Source organism: Micromonospora costi, assembly GCF_003626655.1.
GTDB classification, from domain to species: domain Bacteria; phylum Actinomycetota; class Actinomycetes; order Mycobacteriales; family Micromonosporaceae; genus Micromonospora; species Micromonospora costi.
This window is the reverse complement of the sequence record NZ_RBAN01000005.1, coordinates 107,164-124,667: the sequence shown is the minus strand read 5'-3', so window position 1 is coordinate 124,667 and position 17,504 is coordinate 107,164. Positions and strand designations below refer to the sequence as shown.

Annotated in this window: 17 protein-coding genes; 3 read left to right on the top strand and 14 right to left on the bottom strand. The window is 75.0% G+C overall.

Going from position 1 to position 17,504, the window contains the following annotated elements; all coding sequences use genetic code 11:
- Positions 1-41: 41 nt before the first annotated feature.
- Genes D7193_RS26320 through D7193_RS26280 form a run of 9 tightly spaced genes read right to left on the bottom strand, consistent with a single transcriptional unit; the run spans position 42 to position 9,792 of the window.
- A complete protein-coding gene (locus D7193_RS26320) occupies positions 42-1,568 on the bottom strand; it encodes an aldehyde dehydrogenase (NADP(+)) (RefSeq protein WP_120782314.1) in 1,527 nt (508 codons plus the stop codon).
- A complete protein-coding gene (locus tag D7193_RS34640; protein WP_120782313.1) occupies positions 1,561-3,069 on the bottom strand; it encodes an FAD/NAD(P)-dependent oxidoreductase in 1,509 nt (502 codons plus the stop codon). Before D7193_RS34640 ends, D7193_RS26320 begins: the two co-directional genes overlap by 8 nt.
- Positions 3,053-3,376, bottom strand: coding sequence for a (2Fe-2S)-binding protein (locus D7193_RS26310; protein WP_241563487.1), 324 nt, complete (start codon positions 3,374-3,376; stop codon positions 3,053-3,055). Before D7193_RS26310 ends, D7193_RS34640 begins: the two co-directional genes overlap by 17 nt.
- Complete coding sequence (locus D7193_RS26305; RefSeq protein ID WP_120782494.1) at positions 3,373-4,527, bottom strand: NAD(P)/FAD-dependent oxidoreductase; 1,155 nt, start codon at positions 4,525-4,527, stop codon at positions 3,373-3,375. Before D7193_RS26305 ends, D7193_RS26310 begins: the two co-directional genes overlap by 4 nt.
- Positions 4,524-5,204 (bottom strand): GntR family transcriptional regulator, encoded by a 681-nt coding sequence (locus D7193_RS26300; protein ID WP_120782312.1) that lies wholly within the window; start codon positions 5,202-5,204, stop codon positions 4,524-4,526. The genes D7193_RS26305 and D7193_RS26300 overlap by 4 nt, the downstream gene beginning before the upstream one ends.
- The gene (locus D7193_RS26295; protein WP_120782311.1) at positions 5,201-6,202 is read right to left on the bottom strand and encodes a proline racemase family protein; all 1,002 of its coding nucleotides are present in this window, start codon (positions 6,200-6,202) and stop codon (positions 5,201-5,203) included. The genes D7193_RS26300 and D7193_RS26295 overlap by 4 nt, the downstream gene beginning before the upstream one ends.
- Positions 6,199-7,104 (bottom strand): dihydrodipicolinate synthase family protein, encoded by a 906-nt coding sequence (locus D7193_RS26290; RefSeq protein ID WP_120782310.1) that lies wholly within the window; start codon positions 7,102-7,104, stop codon positions 6,199-6,201. Before D7193_RS26290 ends, D7193_RS26295 begins: the two co-directional genes overlap by 4 nt.
- Before the next feature lie 29 nt (positions 7,105-7,133).
- Complete coding sequence (locus D7193_RS26285) at positions 7,134-8,462, bottom strand: aminopeptidase P family protein (RefSeq protein ID WP_120782493.1); 1,329 nt, start codon at positions 8,460-8,462, stop codon at positions 7,134-7,136.
- A complete protein-coding gene (locus tag D7193_RS26280; protein ID WP_120782309.1) occupies positions 8,455-9,792 on the bottom strand; it encodes an alpha/beta fold hydrolase in 1,338 nt (445 codons plus the stop codon). Before D7193_RS26280 ends, D7193_RS26285 begins: the two co-directional genes overlap by 8 nt.
- 339 nt (positions 9,793-10,131) lie before the next feature.
- Here D7193_RS26280 and D7193_RS26275 point away from each other — a divergent pair, with 339 nt between their 5' ends.
- Positions 10,132-12,099 carry an ABC transporter ATP-binding protein gene (locus D7193_RS26275; protein WP_120782308.1) on the top strand — a complete coding sequence of 656 codons (1,968 nt, stop codon included), beginning with the start codon at positions 10,132-10,134 and terminating at the stop codon, positions 12,097-12,099.
- A 17-nt stretch (positions 12,100-12,116) separates the two neighbouring features.
- On the opposite strand, the gene D7193_RS26270 is transcribed toward D7193_RS26275, so the two are convergent.
- The gene (locus D7193_RS26270) at positions 12,117-13,082 is read right to left on the bottom strand and encodes an MBL fold metallo-hydrolase (RefSeq protein ID WP_241563485.1); all 966 of its coding nucleotides are present in this window, start codon (positions 13,080-13,082) and stop codon (positions 12,117-12,119) included.
- A gap of 252 nt (positions 13,083-13,334) precedes the next feature.
- Here D7193_RS26270 and D7193_RS26265 point away from each other — a divergent pair, with 252 nt between their 5' ends.
- A complete protein-coding gene (locus D7193_RS26265) occupies positions 13,335-14,312 on the top strand; it encodes a helix-turn-helix domain-containing protein (RefSeq protein WP_158674868.1) in 978 nt (325 codons plus the stop codon).
- Between the two features lie 3 nt (positions 14,313-14,315).
- Here D7193_RS26265 and D7193_RS26260 read toward each other — a convergent pair whose 3' ends face one another.
- From D7193_RS26260 to D7193_RS26245, 4 genes are all read right to left on the bottom strand, one after another.
- A complete protein-coding gene (locus tag D7193_RS26260) occupies positions 14,316-14,525 on the bottom strand; it encodes a hypothetical protein (RefSeq protein ID WP_147434457.1) in 210 nt (69 codons plus the stop codon).
- Between the two features lie 159 nt (positions 14,526-14,684).
- Positions 14,685-15,404: an SDR family oxidoreductase gene (locus D7193_RS26255; protein WP_120782305.1), complete on the bottom strand. Its 720-nt coding sequence runs from the start codon at positions 15,402-15,404 to the stop codon at positions 14,685-14,687.
- Positions 15,405-15,415: 11 nt separating this feature from the next.
- Positions 15,416-16,213 (bottom strand): helix-turn-helix domain-containing protein, encoded by a 798-nt coding sequence (locus D7193_RS26250; RefSeq protein ID WP_158674867.1) that lies wholly within the window; start codon positions 16,211-16,213, stop codon positions 15,416-15,418.
- Between the two features lie 63 nt (positions 16,214-16,276).
- Positions 16,277-16,981 (bottom strand): NAD(P)-dependent oxidoreductase, encoded by a 705-nt coding sequence (locus D7193_RS26245; RefSeq protein ID WP_120782303.1) that lies wholly within the window; start codon positions 16,979-16,981, stop codon positions 16,277-16,279.
- 60 nt (positions 16,982-17,041) lie between these two features.
- On the opposite strand from D7193_RS26245, the gene D7193_RS26240 reads away from it, so the two are divergent.
- The gene (locus D7193_RS26240) at positions 17,042-17,446 is read left to right on the top strand and encodes a winged helix-turn-helix transcriptional regulator (protein ID WP_241563483.1); all 405 of its coding nucleotides are present in this window, start codon (positions 17,042-17,044) and stop codon (positions 17,444-17,446) included.
- Positions 17,447-17,504: the final 58 nt, after the last annotated feature.

Here is a 17,504-nt window from a genome sequence, read left to right as displayed (position 1 = left end):
CGGCGCCGGCGTGTTGCCGCCGGCACCGGGCCGTGCCACCGTCAGGCGGTGCGGACGCCGTCGACCGTGCGGGGAAGGTGGAGCGGGTTGGCCTCGCGCAGCTCGGCGGGGAGCAGCGGGTCCGGGACGTTCTGGTAGCAGACCGGGCGCAGCCAGCGCTCGATGGCGGTGCTGCCCACCGAGGTCGAGGTGCTCGTGGACGCCGGGTACGGCCCGCCGTGCTGCATGGCGGGCGCGACCGTCACCCCGGTGGGCCAGCCGTCGACGACGACCCGGCCCGCGATCGCGCTGAGCCCGGCGACCAGGGCCTGCGCCGCGTCGTCGCGCTCGTCGGCCGCCAGGTGCACGGTCGCCGTGAGGTTGCCCGGCAGCGCGCCCAGCACCGCGTCCCGCTCGACCGTCGAGCCGTACCGGACCACCACGGTGAGCGGGCCGAAGCACTCCTCCAGCAGCTCCTCGTACGGCCCGCCGTCGGCGACCCTCGCCGCCGCGACGGTCAGCACGCCCGGGCGTACGGCCAGCGGCGCCCCGTCGTCCCCGGCCTCCCCCGCCGCCAGCGGCTCGGCCACGCCCGGGAGGGCGACGCGGGACCGCACGCCGGCGAGGAACGCCTCGCGCATCCGCGGGTCGAGCAGCGGCCCGGACGGGACCGCCGCCGCGACGACGGCGCGGAGCACGGCCTCGCCCGCCGGCCCCTCGGGCAGCAGGACGAGGCCCGGCTTGACGCAGAACTGGCCCATCCCGAGGGTGTACGACGCGGCGAGCCCCGCCCCGATCTCGTCGGCCCGGGTCTCGGCCGCCCGGGGCGTCACGACCACCGGGTTGAGGCTGCCCAGCTCGCCGTGGAACGGGATCGGCCGCGGCCGGGAGGAGGCGATGTCGAACAGCGCGCGCCCGCCGCGCACCGAACCGGTGAACCCCACCGCCGCGGTCAGCGGATGGCGCACCAGCTCCGGGCCCGCGTCGAACCCGAGGACCAGGCCGACGACGTCCTCGGGCAACCCGACCTCGACGGCCGCCGCGCGGAGGATCCCGGCACAGAGGACGGACGTCGCCGGGTGGTCCGGGTGCGCCTTGACGACCACCGGACACCCGGCGGCCAGGGCGCTCGCCGTGTCGCCGCCGGGGACGCTGAACGCCAGCGGGAAGTTGCTCGCCGCGAACACCGCCACCACGCCCAGCGGCACCTTGTAGCGCCGCAGGTCGGGGCGGGGCGCGGGGGCCGCCGACGGGTCGGCGTGGTCGATGATGACGTCGAGGTACGCGCCGGCCTCGACCACGTCCGCGAACGCCCGGAGCTGGTAGCAGGTGCGCGCGAGTTCGCCGGTGAGCCGCACCGGGCCGAGCGCCGACTCGGCGTCGGCGGTCGCGACGATCTCGTCGCCGCTCTTCTCCAGCAGCGCCGCGGCCGTCCGGAGCAGGTCGGCTCGCCGGGCGCGGTCGCCCAGTGCTGGCGCGGCGGCCGCGGCGGCCCGCACCGCCCGGTCCACGTCCTGGGCCGTCGACGCGGCCCCGACCCGTCCCCGCGGCCTGCCGGTACGTGGGTCGACGCTCAGTACGTCACTCACCGTTCGGTCCTCCTTCTTCCAGCGTCGTGTCCGTCGCCCCGACGGGCGTCGTGTCCTCGGTCAGGGCCGCGAGTTCGCCCAGCGGCACCGGCACGGCGAGGCTGCGGGTGGCCAGCGGGCGCAGATCCTCCGGCGTGCTCCCTCGGCCGCGCAGGCACGCCGCGATCCCCGCCGTGGCGAACCCGCACACGCGTCCCTGGCACCAGCCCATTCCCGGCCGTGCCAGCATCTTCAGCGTCCGCGCGTCCTCCGCGCCGAGGTCGTCGTGCGCCCGGCGCAGGTCGCCGTACGACACCTCCTCGCAGCGGCAGACCAGGGTCGGCTCGGACAGCCACTCCGGCCACGCGGCCGGCACCGGATAGGTCCGGTGCATGGCCGTGGCGAACCGGCGCCCGCGCCGGACGGCGCGCGCCAGCCGGCGGATCGTCGCCGGGTCGGCCGGGCGGCCCCGCGCGGCGGCGAGGGCGAGCGCGGCCAGCCGGCCCTCGTGGACGGCCAGCGCGGCACCGCCCACGCCGGTCGCCTCACCCGCGACGTAGACACCCTCGACGCTGCTGCGCTGGACGTCGTCGACGGTCACGACGAGCGATCCGTCGGTGTCGACCGCCGTGTCGACACCGAGCATGAGCGGCAGTTCGAGCGACGGCGTGAAGCCCCACCCGAACGCCACGAGGTCGGCGGCGATCTCCTCCTCCGGCCCGGTCGGCCGGCCGTCGCGGTCCACCCGGGCGACGCGCACCGCCTCCACCCGGTCGGCGCCGAGCACCTCCCGGACCACGGTCCGCGTCCGGTACGGCACGCGGTGCCGGGCCATCAGCGCCGCGTACCCCAGGGCCTCGATCCCCTTGCCCGGCGCGGACGTCGCACCCACCGGGTCCCGCAGCCAGCCGAGCGTGCCGTTGGCCTCGACGACCGCCGCGACCGTCACGCCGGCCCGCGCGAGGCCGGTGGCCACCGGGAGCAGGAACGGGCCCGTGCCGGCGACGACGGCGCGCCGCCCGGCCGGCGTGCGGTGCCCCTTGAGCAACGCCTGCACTCCCCCAGCGGTCAGGACGCCCGGCAGGTCCCAGCCGGGCACGGGAAGCTGCCGGTCGTATCCCCCGGGGCACAGGACCAGCGCCCGCGCGGACAGGGTCCGCTCGGCGTCGTCCGGCTGACCCTCGGGAGCCGCCGTCACCGTGGCGGTCGTCCGGAGGGTGAAGGTGCCTTCCGGCTCGCGGGTGACGAGCCAGACCTGGCGGCCGGGAAGGTGGCGGACGCGGCCGTCGGCGCGCAGGGCGTCGAGGCGATCGCGCAGTCCGGTGAAGACCCGCCAGCCGTGGTGGCCGACGTGGTCGCCGGGGCGCGCGTGCGCCGGGTCGTAGTGCCGCCAGTACTGCCCACCGGGCTGCGCGGCGGTGTCGACGAGGGCCACGCCCAGGCCGGCCTCGGCGGCCGTGACGGCGGCCGCGAGGCCGGCCGGGCCGGCGCCCACCACGACGACGTCAGTCGTGTGCGGCATCGCTGTCCTCCCGGTCCCGCGCGGCGTCGTGGCCTGCGCCGGTCGCGGTGCCGTCGAGGCCCGCGCCGTCGTCGCCGAGGCGCATGCCGTCGGCGGCGGCCACGAGGCAGGCCCGCTGGTCGGGGACGCCGTCGACGGTGATCAGGCAGTCGAAGCAGATGCCGATGCCGCAGAACACGCCCCGGGGGCGGCCACCCCGGCGGGTGGTGCGCCAGGCCGGGATGCCGGCCGCGATCAGCGCGGCCGCGACGCTCTGCCCGGGCTCGGCCGGGACGGGGACGCCGCGGAACGTCATCCGGTGGGTCACGCGACCGCCTCCTCGTGGGCGAACCGGTCCGGGGCGAACGGCGTGAGGTCCAGGTCGGTCGCCGCGCCGGTGAGCGCCTGGCTGATCAGCTTGCCGGTGCCCACGGACAGCCCGATGCCGGCGCCCTCGTGCCCGCAGGCGTGCCAGAGGCCGGGCGCCCGCGGGTCGGGGCCGATGACGGGCAGGTGGTCCGGGCAGTACGGCCGGAAGCCGAGGTACGTGCGCATGGCGCGGACGTCGCGGAGCATCGGGAACAGCGCGATGGCCTTGGCCGCGAGGGTCGCCACGGCGGGGACGGACATCGTCCGGTCGAAGCCGACGCGCTCGCGGGACGCGCCGATGAGGATGGTGCCGCCGGCGGTCGCCTCGACCACGGGTGAGGTCTGCAGGGCGGCGTCGGAGCTGGCGACGTCGCCGACGTACTCGGCGGCGTACACCTTGTGGCGGATCGTCCCGGGCGGCATCGGCTGGGTGACCAGGATGAAGCCGCGCCGAGGCAGCACGGGGACACGCACGCCGGCCAGCCCGGCCACGTCACCGGCCCACGTGCCGGCGGCGTTGAGGACCGCGCCGGCGGCAACGTCACCGCCCGGAGTCCGTACGCCGGTGACCCGGGCGCCGTCGCGCAGGAACCCCGTCACCTCGGTGCGGGTGCGCACCTGCGCGCCCCGCTCCCGGGCCAGCCGGAGCAGGTGGGCAGCCACCAGCATCGGCTGGACCTGGGCGTCCTGCGGGTAGAAGGCGCCACCCGCGAGCAGGCCGTCGAGATGCGGCTCGTAGTCGCGCAACCCGGCCCGCCCGACGTCATGGACCTCGACACCGGCCCGCCGCTGGTGCACGGCGAGGCCGCGCAGCGCGGCGACGCTGCCCTCGGACGCGGCCACGACCAGGCCGCCCTTGGACTCGAACTCCCACAGGTGGCCGTGCTCGGCAAGGTCGTCACGCCAGATCCGTTGCGAGTACAGCGCCAGGTCGAGTTCGGGACCGGGCTCCTTGTCCGACACCAGCAGGTTCCCCTCGCCGGCGCTGGAGGTGCCACCGGCGATCGCGCCGCGCTCGACGACGACCACCCGCAACCCGGCCAGCGCCGCGAAGTACGCGCTCGCCGCGCCCACCACGCCGGCGCCCACGACCACGAGATCGGCGCTCACGCCGGCTCCCCTCCGCCGGCCCACAGGCCCCGCACGTGACCGATGTGGCGGCGCATCAGCAGTTCGGCCCCGCACGGGTCGCGGGCCTCGACGAAATCGAGGATCTCGTGGTGTTCCGCGGCCGAGCGGCCCAGTCGGCCGCTCTCCAGCAGCGGAATCAACCCCAGCAGCCGGGTCCGCGACCGCAGGTCGGACACGACGTCGACCAGGAACCGGTTGCCGCTGTAGCCGAGCAGGGTCAGGTGGAAGACGTGGTCGGCCTCGATGTAGCCGACCAGGTCACCGCCGTCGGCCGCGTCGACGATGGCCTGCGCGAGTGTCCGCAGCTCGGCGAAGTCCTCCTTCGGGATCACCGGTACGACGTCACGCACGGTGGGCGGCTCGATGAGCAGCCGCACGGCCGCCAGGTTGTCGAGATCCTCCTCGGACACCTCCGTGATCCGGAAGCCCTTGTTCGGGTGCGGGACGACGAGGCCGCCCTTCACGAGGTCGAGCATGGCCTCCCGCACCGGCGTCGGCGAGACACCGAGCTGGGCGCCCAGCGCCGGCGCCGAGTACACGACGCCGGGCTCCAGGCGACCGGAGATGATCGCGGCCCGCAGCGCCTCCCGGATCCGGTCGCGAAGGTTCTCGCGCCGGCCGACACCGGGCAGGTCCGGGACGCGCGGCTGGCTCACAGCAGGAACCCCGCGGGGAACGGGTCGGTGGGGTCGAGGTGGAACTGCGAGGTCGCGGTGACCCACGCCCGGCCGGTGATGGTCGGCACCACGGCGGGAACCGACCCGACCGTGGTCTCGGCGACCAGCCGGCCGGTGAAGCGGGTGCCGATGAACGACTCGTTGACGAAGTCCTCGCCGAGGCCCAGTTCGCCCCGCGCGTGCAGTTGCGCCATCCGCGCGCTCGTACCCGTGCCGCAGGGGGAACGGTCGAACCAGCCGGGGTGGATGGCCATGGCGTGCCGGGACAACGTGGCGGTCGACCCGGGCGCCTTCAGGTAGACGTGGTGGCAGCCGGTGATGTCCGCACGTTCGGGGTGGACCGGCCGGTCCTGCTCGTTCACCGCGTCCATGATGGCCAGACCGGCCGCCAGCAGGTCGCCGGCGCGGGAGCGGTCGAAGGGCAGCTTGAGGTCCGCCAGGTCGACGATGGCGTAGAAGTTTCCGCCGAAGGCCATGTCGTACGCGATCGCGCCGAAGCCTGGCACCTCGACGGTCCGGTCCAGCGCGTGCACGAACGACGGGACGTTCTCGATGGTGACCGACTCGGCGGCGCCGTCGCGCACCCGTACGGACGCGACGACCAGCCCGGCCGGGGTGTCGAGCCGGATGGTCGTCACCGGTTCGACGACGGGCACCATCCCGGTCTCCACGAGCACCGTGGCCACGCCGATCGTGCCGTGGCCGCACATCGGCAGCAGGCCGGAGACCTCGATGAAGAGCACGCCGTAGTCGGCGTCGGGGCGGGTCGGGGGCTGCAGGATCGCGCCGCTCATCGCCGCGTGGCCGCGCGGCTCGTACATGAGCAGCGTACGCACGTCGTCGCTGTTCTCCATGAACCACAGCCGGCGCTCGGCCATGGTCGCCCCGGGGATCGTCCCCATGCCGCCGACCACGACCCGGGTGGGCATCCCCTCGGTGTGCGAGTCGACGGCGTGGAACGTACGACGGGACCTCACTTGTAGCCCTTGGCGAGAACCGCCTCGGTGTCGGCCGTGATCCGGGCCGCCACCTCGGACGGCAGCGCCAGGCGCGGCGGGCGGCAGGGCCCGCCCCGGCGGCCGGCGATGTCCATGGACAGCTTGATCGACTGGACGAACTCCGTCCGGGAGTCCCACCGCAGCAGCGGGTGCAGGTCGCGGTAGATCGGCAGGGCCTTGGCGACGTCGGCGGGGTCGCCCGACGTGACCAGCCGGTAGAGCTCCACGGTGCTCTCGGGGATGGCGTTCGGGTAGCCGGCGATCCAGCCGACGGCGCCGGCGAGGCCGAGTTCGAGCAGCACGTCGTCGGCGCCGACCAGCAGGTCGAGGCCGGGTGCCAGCTCGGCGATCTCGTACGCCCGCCGGACGTCGCCGGTGAACTCCTTCACGCCGACGATCAGGCCCTCGGCGAACAGCTCGGCCAGCAGCGCCGGGGTGAGGTCGACCTTCGTGTCGATCGGGTTGTTGTAGGCGACGACCGGCAGCCCGGCCCGCGCGACCTCGCGGTAGTGCTCGACGACCGCCCGGCGGTCGGCGCGGTAGGCGTTGGGCGGCAGCAGCAGGACGGAGGTGGCGCCCGCCTCGGCGGCCTGGTCGGCCCAGCGGCGGGCCTCGAGCGCGCCGTAGGCGGCGACGCCGGGCATGACGCCGAACCCGGCGGGGGCGGCCTGGACGGCCGTCTCCACCACACGCGCCCGCTCCTCCGGGGTCAGCGTCTGGTACTCGCCGAGCGAGCCGTTGGGCGTCACGCCGTCGCAGCCGCCGGCCGCGAGGAAGCGGACGTGCTCGGCGTACGCGTCGTAGTCGACCGACAGGTCGTCGTGCAGGGGCAGTGCCGTCGCGACGTGTACGCCGCGCCACGGCCGGGCGGGGGTGGTCATGAGGGGTCCTCCTTGTCGGTAGTGCAATGTCACATGGATTGAGCGGTGGCCATCCACTTCTCCAATCCATCGGCCTCCAGCGGCAGGGCGGCGGACAGCACCTCCGACCCGTCCGGCGTGACCAGGAGGTCGTCCTCGATTCGTACGCCGATGCCGCGCAGCTCCGGCGGCACGGTCAGGTCGTGCGCGTGGAAGTACAGCCCCGGCTCGACCGTGAGCACCATGCCCGGCGCCAGGGGCGCGCCGTGGTACGCCTCCTCCGCGGCGCGGGCGCAGTCGTGCACGTCCAGTCCCAGGTGGTGGCCGATGCCGCACACCAGGTAGCGCCGGTGGTGCTGCCCGGTGTCGGCCAGCGCCTCGTCGACGGAGACGGGCAGCAGCCCCCAATCCGCGAGGCCGCGCGCGACGACCTCCATGGCCGCGTGGTGGAACTCCGTGAACCGGCGGCCCGGGCCCACCGCCGCGAGCCCGGCCCGGTGCGCCTTCTCCACGAGGTCGTGCACCTGGCGCTGCGCCGGCGTGAACCGTCCCGACGCCGGAAACGTGCGGGTGACGTCGGCGGTGTAGTGGCTGCGGACCTCGACACCCATGTCGAGCAGCAGCACCTCGTCGGGCAGCACCGGGCCGTCGCAGCGCACCCAGTGCAGGGTGGGCGCGTGCGGGCCACTGCCGACGATCGTCGCGTAGCCGGGGCCGTTGCCATACGCCCGCGCGTACCGGTCGAACGTGCCCTGCAGCCACCGCTCCCCCGGCCCCCCGACGGCGGTCGGGATCTCCCGGACGACGGCGGCGAAGCCCTCGACCGTGCGGTCCACCGCCTCCCGGAGCTGGGCGACCTCCCACTCGTCCTTGTACATGCGCAGCTCGGCGAGGGTGCGGGCCACCTCCTCGTCCCGGGTCACATCCTCGGTCAGCTCGGCGAGCGGCCGGACCTCGACACCCAGCGCCCGGGCCCAGTCGGCCGGGCCCGGCGCGGCGCCGACCCACAGCTCGCCGTAGCGGGCGTCGCCAAAGAAGCCCGGTTCGCCGGGACGGGCGGGCGGCGGGAGGTAGAGGGTGGCGTCGCCACCGCGCAGCACCGCCACGGCGTTCTCGGCCGCGCAGCCGGTGGTCCAGAAGAAGTCGCTGTCCGGGCGGAAGTCGTACGTCGTGTCGTTGCTGCGCACCGGCGCCTCGCCCGAGGCGAGCACGACGGTCCGGCCCGGCAGGGCTTCGGCCAGCCGGGCCCGGTGGGCGGCGGCCGCCTCGGCGGCGCCGGTTACGACCGGCGGGGTCCGGTCGGGCACGCCCCACCCGGTCGCCAGGTACTCGGTGAACGCCGGAACCTCGGTCAGCCTCGGCGGCCTGCCCTCACGCAACGGACCCTCCCTCGTGTCGTGGACCCGCGGGCCCGCCGGCGTCGGTGATGCCACCGCCCAGCTCACGGACCATGCCGGCCAGCCGGGCGTAGACCCGCTCGTCCTCGCGGACGCCGTCGTGCTCGTACTCGTTGGTGATCCAGGTCCGGACGTTGCCGACCCGCGAGGCGGTGTCCAGTTGCAGGCCCGCGTCGACGTACATGTCGTCGTGGTAGACGGCGGCGGCCACCGGGACCTCGTTGGCGGCCAGCCGGTCCGGGTCGTAGAGCGGCGGCCACTCCTCCCGCGTGGCGAGCACCTCGACGGCGCCGCGGAAGGGGCGCAGCTCCGCGATCTCCTCGAACATCCAGGGATAGATCATCTCGCCGGTGAACAGCAGCGGCCTGGCGTCCTCGGCGAACTGCGGGCGCCGGTCCCGCTCGGCCTGCGCGGCCCAGCCGGTGGCGCCGGCGCCATGCCCGTAGATGCTCTCCTGCAGCGCCGCGAACAGCGGATTGTCCCGATACGAGGTGCGGGCCAGCACGTCGTGCAGGAACGTCGCCGACACCTCGTCGCCGGTGAACGCCTCGTCGAGCAGCCAGTGCAGGCGCTCGTATCCGGGCTTCATGCCGAGGTCGAGGCCGAGCGACTGGAACCGCCGGACGGTCAGCACGTCGCCGTCGGGCAGCCGCACGTCGCCGGCGGCCAGCCGGTCGGCGACCCTGCCCACCTGGGCGACCTGGTGCGGGTACCGCCGCCGGAACTCCCGGTTCTTCGCCTCCACCCGCGGGTACGTGCGGCGGTAGACCTCGGCGGCGGACGGGTCGAGAGCGGGCAGGCCGCCGGTGACGTAGCAGGCGCTCAGGCCCTCTGGAGCGGTCGACAGGTACGTCAGCGTGAGGAACCCGCCGTACGACTGCCCGAGTGTGGACCACCGGCGCCCGCCGAAGACGGTCTTCCGCAGGTGCTCGTGGTCGGCGACGATCGAGTCGGCGCGGAAGTGGGCGAGGAAGTCGGCCGCCGCCTCGGCAGTGGGGAACGCGCTCATCCGGCGACCGTCGACGCGGGTGCTGCGGCCGGTGCCACGCTGGTCGACGAGGACGACGCGGTGGTCGCGCAGCGCCTGGCCGAGCCACCCCGACCGGTCGAGCGGGCGGGGTCCCTTCCCGCCCGGCCCGCCCTGGAGGTAGACCAGGCAGGGCAGGTCGTCCCCGGCCCGTACCGGGTCGGCGATCTCGCGGGCGAACACCTGGATGGTGCCGCGTGACGGGTCGGCCCAGTCCAGGGGCACGTCGGTGAGGTGCTCCCGGACCCGCATGCCGGGGATCGTGTAGGTCGCGGTGACGGTCATCGGCGGCGCGCGTCCGCCGGGGCGCCGGCGCGCTCCGCAGTAAGGTGTGCCATTGCACTGATCCTAGGTCGGCGGGGACCGCCTGGGAAGAGGCGAATGCCCCTCGGATCGGGGAGAGCCGGGCGAACCGACCGTGGGTCCACGATGGCCGGTCCTCCCCGGGCGCCCGCACGAGGCGACCAACGTCGCCGCGCGGTCGACGTCCGTGTCGCGCGACTCGGTGAGATAACTCACGGTGACCACCCCAATACAATGCGTCCGATCGTATCCGTCGAGCCTGCCCCGCCGCCCCGGCAGAGCCCCCGCGGCCGGCAGCGCACGAGCCCGGGAGGCACGCCCATGACCGATACCGCGACCACGGACGGCCCGCGTACCCCCGCGCAGCGGTCGGGGCCGGCCCGGACGGAGTCGGTGCTGCCGGAGCTGCGGGAGTTGTCGTGGGAGGCCGGCGTCCGGGCGCGGGCGCAGGTCGGCGTGTTCGCCGTGTTCGCGGAGCTGCCGCGACTGGTCTGGGCGGCGCTGCGCATCAGTTGGCGGGCCGACCGCGTCCGGACCTCGGTCGTGGGAGGGGCGACCGTGGGCGCCGGCGTGATGGCCGCGTTCGGACTGCTCGCCACGCAACGGGTGCTGGTCGAACTGTTCGCGGGCGGCCCCACCCCCCACAAGGTCCGCGCGGCGCTGCCCGCGCTGGTGGCGCTGGCCGCCGCCACCGCCCTGCGCGCCGGCATGGCCACCGCGATGGGGTACGCCCAGAACGGCCTCACACCGAAGGTGGACCGGGAGGTGCAGCGCGGCCTGTTCGAGATGACGACCGCGGTGCGCCTGGAGGCGTTCGACGCCGACGCCTTCGCCGACGACATGGAACGCGCCTCCCGCGGCGCGGAGGAGACGACGAGCCTCGTGCAGTCGTCCATGAACCTGCTCGCCGGCCTGGCCGGCGTGCTGGCCGTGGCCGTCGCCGTCGTGGTCATCCACCCACTGCTGCTCGTGGCGCTGCTGGTCGCGACCGTCCCCGACGCCTGGGCGTCGCTGCGGGCCGGGCACCTGCGCTACCAGACCTACGCGGCCGGCTCGGTCCGCCGTCGCCGGATGTGGCTGCTGCACCGGCTCATGGCCGAGCGCGACTCCGCTCCCGAACTACGGTCCTACGGGCTCCGCCGGTTCCTGCTCGACCAGTACGACCGGGTCATGGGCGTGGAGACGGACATCCAGCTCGCGCTCGCCCGGCGGGTCACCACGACCACCACGGTCGGGTCGATGATCGCCGGGCTCGCGACCACGGCGGTCTACCTGCTGCTGGGGGTGCTGCTCGTCGACGGGCAGATCCCGCTCGCCGCCGCCGCGACCTGCGTGGTGGCCGTGCAGTCCGCCCAACGCTCCCTCGGCATCGTCACCTACCAGGTGGACCGGGTCTACACCGACGGCCAGCACTTCCGCGACTACACGGGCTTCCTGGCCCGCGCCGCCGCCTACCTGCCCGACCGGTCGGCCGGCGGCCCGCCGGACGCGCCGGGCCCGCTGCGCGAGTTGGCGATCCAGGAGGTGAGCCTGCGGTACCCGGACCGGGAGACCGCGGCCGTCGACCGGGTGAGCCTCACCATCGAGGCCGGGCAGACGGTGGCGTTCGTCGGCGAGAACGGCTCGGGCAAGTCGACTCTCGCCGCGATGATCGCCACCCTGCGGCGGCCCACCGACGGGGTCATCCGGTGGAACGGCCGTCCGCTGGCCGAGTGGCACGGCGATGCGTTGCGGAGCCGCATCGCGGTGGTCACGCAGGAGTACCACAAGTGGCCCTTCAGCGCGGCCACGAACATCGCGATCGGCGACGTGGACGCCGAGCCCCACCAGCACCGCATCGAGGGCGCCGCGGCCCGTGCGGTGGCCCACGACATGATCCGGGAGCTGCCCCACGGGTACGAGACGCTGCTCGACCGGACCTTCGCCAACGGCCAGGACCTCTCCGGCGGGCAGTGGCAACGCATCACCGCGGCCCGGGGCTTCCTCCGCAGCGCCGACCTCCTCGTCATGGACGAGCCGTCCTCCGCCCTCGACCCGCGGGCGGAGGACGCCCTGTTCCAGGCCATCCGGGACCGGCAGGGCCGGGCCACCACCATCCTCATCACCCACCGACTGGCCAACGTCCGCCACGCCGACCGGATCTTCGTCCTGCACCAGGGCGAACTGGTCGAGTCCGGTTCCCACGACGAGCTCATGGCCGCTGGCGGCCGCTACGCCGAACTGTTCACCCTCCAGGCCGCCGGCTACCACACCACACCGCCCCCGCCCCGGCGGTCGGCGTCCACGTGACCGCCCCGGCCGGCGGCCTAGCGCAGCGGACGCGGACGGGGCCCGTCGAGTGCCACCCAGGGCCGGTTCAGGTGGGCGGTGGCCAGCACGGTCCGCCGGTCGCCCGCCGAGTCGAGCAGCCGCCGGCGGGTCTCCCGCGCGGCGTCCGGGTCGGCCTCGAACCGGTAGCCGACGTCGGGGTTGACCAGCTGGACCGCGTGCACCAGGACGTCGCCGGTGACGACGACCTGCTCGGCGCGGCCGTCGACGACGACGGACTGGTGGCCCGGCGTGTGCCCGGGCGTCGGCACGACGCGTACGGCGCCGCCGGACCGGCCGGCGGCGAGACCGGTGACACCGTCGACCTCCCACAGTTGCCCGCTGGCGCGCAGCGGGTCGACCACGTACGCACGGGCGGCGTCACCGTCGGGGAGCGCCGCCGTCTCCCGCCGCTGCACCACGTAGCGGGCGTTCGGGAACACCGGCACGCCGTCCAGGCCCACCGACCAGCCGAAGTGGTCCTCGTGCAGGTGGGTCAGCACCACGGTGTCGACGTCCGCGGGGTCGATGCCGGCGTGTGCGAGTGCGGACGGGAGCCGACCGGGCGTCGGCGCCCACGCCGCGGCCGGGCTGCCGTCCGGCCCCACACCGGTGTCGACCAGCACCAGCCGGTCGCGCGGTCCCCGTACGGCGAAGCAGCGGAAGTCGAGGTGCCAGCTGTCGCCGGGGCCGAACGCGTCCGGATCGACCTGTCGGGCGCGCGCCCAGTCCGCGGCGGTCGCGTCGGGGAACGCCGCCTGCCGGTCGAGGAAGAACGGCCCCGCCGCGTCGAGCAGCGGCAGCACCGTGAAGGCGCCCACCCTGCGCGACAGACCGGACCAGCCACGCGGAAGGGGAGCCGCCGCGCCGGCACCAGCCGGAATTCCCATGGAACCGGTCACCCCCACCGCCGTCGCCGCCAGCAGGAACGTCCTACGTCCGAACGCGCTGGTCGTGTCCCTCACCGTTGTCGCCCCCGATCTCGTGTCGCCTGACGTGGCGGGCCGGCCGGCGTTCCCGGCGGGCCCGGGCCCACGCTAGGACCGGACGCGCCGGGCGCGGACGCCGTCGGCCGTGGCTGACCTGATCCTGTCGATACGTGACCGGAGACGCTCGCCCGTCACGCCGTGGCGGCTCCTACCATGTGTCGCGCGGCCGGCGTGGTCGGCCGTTCCGGGGCGGCGTCGCCCGCCCACCCGCGGCGCAGGAGGTTCGCGATGCCGCTCGACGGGCCCGCCGTGGCGATGCTCGCGTACTCGGGTGCCGGCAGCTTCGACTACGTGACCGTCAACGAGGTCTTCGGCGTGGACTACTCCCCGCGGTTCGGCACCTGGTACCGGACGAGGACGTGCGCGCTCACCCCGGGCCCGGTGGCGTTCGACGCGACCGTCACCGTCCACGCGCCGTACGGGCTGGACGTGGCCGAGACCGCGGACCTGGTGATCGTCCCCGGCTGGACCCGGGAGACCGAGACGCCGCCCGGCGCGTTGCTCACGACGCTGCGGCGGGCCCACCGGCGAGGGGCCCGGATCATGTCGATCTGCACGGGAGCGTTCGTGCTCGGTCACGCCGGGCTCCTCGACCACCGGCGGGCCACGACGCACTGGTCGATGGCACCACTGCTCGCGTCGCTCTTCCCCGCCGCGACCGTGGATCCGCGGGCCCTGTTCGTCGACGACCGCGGCATCCTGACCGCGGCGGGCATGTCGGCCGGCGTCGACCTCGCGCTGCACGTGGTACGCGGAGACTTCGGCGCCGACGTCGCCGCCGCGCTCGCCCGCCGGATGGTGCTCGCCGGCTACCGCGGCGGCGGCCAGGCCCAGTTCGTCGACGTCCCGCTCGCGCCGGACCCCGGCGACCCGCTCCCCGGGTTGCTGGACTGGGTGCGCCAGCACCTGGACCAGCGCTGGTCGCTGACCTCGCTCGGGGAACGGGTGCACATGAGCCCGCGTACGCTGGCGCGGCACTTCCAGCGGCTCACCGGGATGAGCCCGCACCAGTGGCTCACCCGCGAGCGGGTGCTCGCCGCGCAGCGGCTCCTCGAGACCGGCGACGAGCCGATCGACAGGATCGCCGCGCGTACCGGCATCGGCTCGGCCGCCAACCTCCGGCAGACCTTCCGCCGCGAGGTGGGCGTCTCACCCCGGGCCTACCGCACGAGGTTCCGCTCGCGCGCCGCGAAGCGGCCCGGGTGAGCGCTACCGCGCCAGCAGGACGACCGCCGTGGCGAGGCCCGCGATCAGCAGCGTGACCGCCGCGAACACGGCGTACGGCCACCGCTCCCCGGTGCGGCGCGCCTGCGGGCGCAGGGGCTGGGTCGGCATGTTCCACGCCACCGCGGGCGCGGTCCCGTCGTCGGGACGGCCCGGCAACTGCTGCGGCGGGGTACGCGATGTCTGATCGGCCACGGAGCACTCCACAGGGCGTCATCGGTGTGCTGTTCGGACTGGTGGCGGCCGGGTCACCAGGTGTCGCCCGGCCCGCCCGGCCCGTTCGTCAGGTCGCACACCCGGCCTTCCACCAGTTTCCGGCGTCGGCCGTCCCGTTGGTGTTACAGGGCGGCCCGATCAGACCAGGAGGCCGCCGGTGGCCCGGATGTTCTGCCCGGTGATCCAGCGACCGTCCGGCCCGGCGAGGAACGCCACGACGTCGGCGATGTCCTCGGGTCGGCCGAGCCGGCCCAGCGCGGTCATCGCCGGCACCTGGAGCAGTGCCTCGGGCGGGTTGCTCTCCCGCAGCATGTCGGTGTCGGTCGCCCCTGGCGACACGGTGTTGACGGTGATGCCCCGGCTCCCCAGCTCGTGCGCGGCGACCGCGGTGATGTGCTCCAGGGCCGCCTTGCTCGCGCCGTACAGGGCGTGACCGGGCGCCGGCCGCACGGTGTTGAGCGTGGAGATACTGATGATCCGGCCGTGGTCGCGCATCACCTCGGCGGCCCGCCGCATGGCCAGCAGCGGGTACTTCGTGTTGACCGTCAGCACCCGGTCGAAGTCCTCACTGGTCATCTCGGCGACCGGCACCCGCGGGTTGACCGCCGCGTTGTTCACCAGGATGTCCAGCCCGTCGGGCGCCGCCGCGAACAGCGTGTCGAGGCTGTCCGGGTCGGCCTGGTCGGCGCGCACCGCGGTCACCCCGTCCAGCTCCCCGACCAGCGCGTCGGCGGCGACCTTGTTCTCCCGGTAGCTGAACACGACCCGTGCGCCCTCGCGCGCGAGGCGCCGCACGACGGCACGGCCGATGCCGCGGGAGCCTCCGGTCACGATCGCCGTCTTTCCGTTCAGGTTCATGACCGGGGACGCTAGTGAGCCGGCCGCCGCAGGTCTTGAAGGAATGCGAACAGCTCCCCCGGCGTGACCCCGGTGAGGGCCCGCACCTCGCGGCTGAAGTGCGGCTGGTCGGCGTACCCGTGGTCGGTGGCGAGCGCGAGCGCGGCACCCGGGCGACCCAGGCGGTGCGCCGCGCGCTGGAAGCGGGCCACGCGCGCGACCGTCCCGGGCGACATGCCGATGCGGCGGCGGAACGCCAGCTCCAGGCCGCGCCGGCCGATGCCGAGGCCGCCGGCCACCGCACCCACCGTCCGGCCGGGCCGCTGGAGCTGCCACCAGGCGCGGGTCGCCGCGTCGTCCACCGCGCGCCCGGTCACGAGCCACGTCGCCAGCAGGTCGTCCAGCACCGCGAACCGCGCCGGCCAGTCGGGCGCCGAGCCCAGGCGATCCGCCAGCTCACCGGCCCGGCGGCCGAGCAGCGTCGACGGGCTGACGGTCGCGCCCACCAGCTCCGGCAGGGGGACGCCGAGCAGCGCCGACACACCGGCCGGGGTGAGCCCGATCGCCACGCCGTACCGCCAGTCGGCCAGCTCGTGCACGTGGTGGCCGCTGCGCGGGCCGGTGATCCAGCTCCCGGGACCGGCGAAGTCCACGATCACCGTGGTGACGGTGATCGGGAGGATCCGGCGGCGCAGGTGCCCGTCGACCACCGTGCGAAAGCCCGCGTAGCCGACGACGTACGGGCGCAGGGCGCTGGCGGCCGGCCGGCTCGTGGTCTCTCCGCAGGCGGGAACCCGGTCGGCCGGCAGCGAGTGCAGCAACGGGAGCACGAGGTCCATGATGCCCCGGCCGGCGCCGGTCTCCGCCCGTCCCGGCCGTCCGGCTCGCGACCCTCACTCCTCGGTCACGGGTACGACGGCGACCCGCTGGGCGCGTACGGTCGGCGCCCCGGTCTCGGCGACGACTGCGCGGGCGTACGTGGCGTGGCTCAGCCGCGCCGTCGCCTGCCGCCGATCGAGCGGTTCCCGGACCAGTCGGTACCGCTGTCGCGCGGCCAGTCCAGGATGGCTGCCGAAGTCGGCCGTCGGGGTCAGGATCGCCCAGTCGAGCGTCGTGGCCCGCACCGCCGACAGCTGCCGCGCGTGAGCCTCGGCGAACGGCCGGAGCCGGGCCGGGAAGAGGTCGGGGTCGTCCATGACCGCGTCACCGGTGGCGAGCCGCAGGGTGGCCGTCAGCCCGACCGCGACCAGTCGCCGGTGTGGACCGGTCCACGCGCCGTCGAGCGCCGTGACGATCCGGGCGTAGTAGTCGAGGTCGAAGCCGTCGAACGACGGCGGGGGCGCGGTGAACGGTGTGACGGCCAGCACCACCGCCCCCACCGAGCCCAGGATCGGCGACAACCGCTCCGGCTGCTGGGCGTCCCCCTTGACGACGCGCAGCCTGGGGTGCGGCGGCAGTTCGTGCCGGTCGGGGTCGCGCAGCACCGCGGTGACGGAATGATCCTGCCGGAGAAGCGCGGCGGTGACCGCGCGGCCGACACGGCCGCCGGCGCCGAGCACGGCCACCGGTGGCGCGGCGGGGTCAGGTGTCGTGGTCATGGGCGTGACGGTAGGCCCCGCCGGGGTGGTAACCGCAACGTAACCACCTACGCTGGGTCAGTGAGCAGGACCGGCGCGGCACTGCCGTCGTTCGACCCGGCGTGCCCGATGAGCACGTTCCCGATGCAGATCGGCGGCCGGTGGACCGCGATGATCGTGTTGTGTCTGGAGGCCGGCCCGCGCCGGTTCGGCGTGCTCCGGCGCCACCTGCGGCCGATCAGCGCGAAGGTGCTCGCCGACACTCTGCTGGCGATGGAGCGCGACGGGCTGGTGCGTCGCCGCCCGGTCGACGGGCACGACGGCGGCGGCGTCGAATACGACCTCACGTCGCTCGGCCGTTCCCTGCTCGACCTCATCGCCCACCTGCGCGGCTGGGCGCGGGAGCACCTCGCCGAGCTGATGCGCGCGCGGGAGGACTTCGACCGCACCGGGGATGGCCGGGTGGAGCGCGTCACCCGTCGCTGAGGGTCGGGCCGACCCGGCGTCGTGGTGTTGAATGTAGACATTCGTGCTGCCGGAGGTG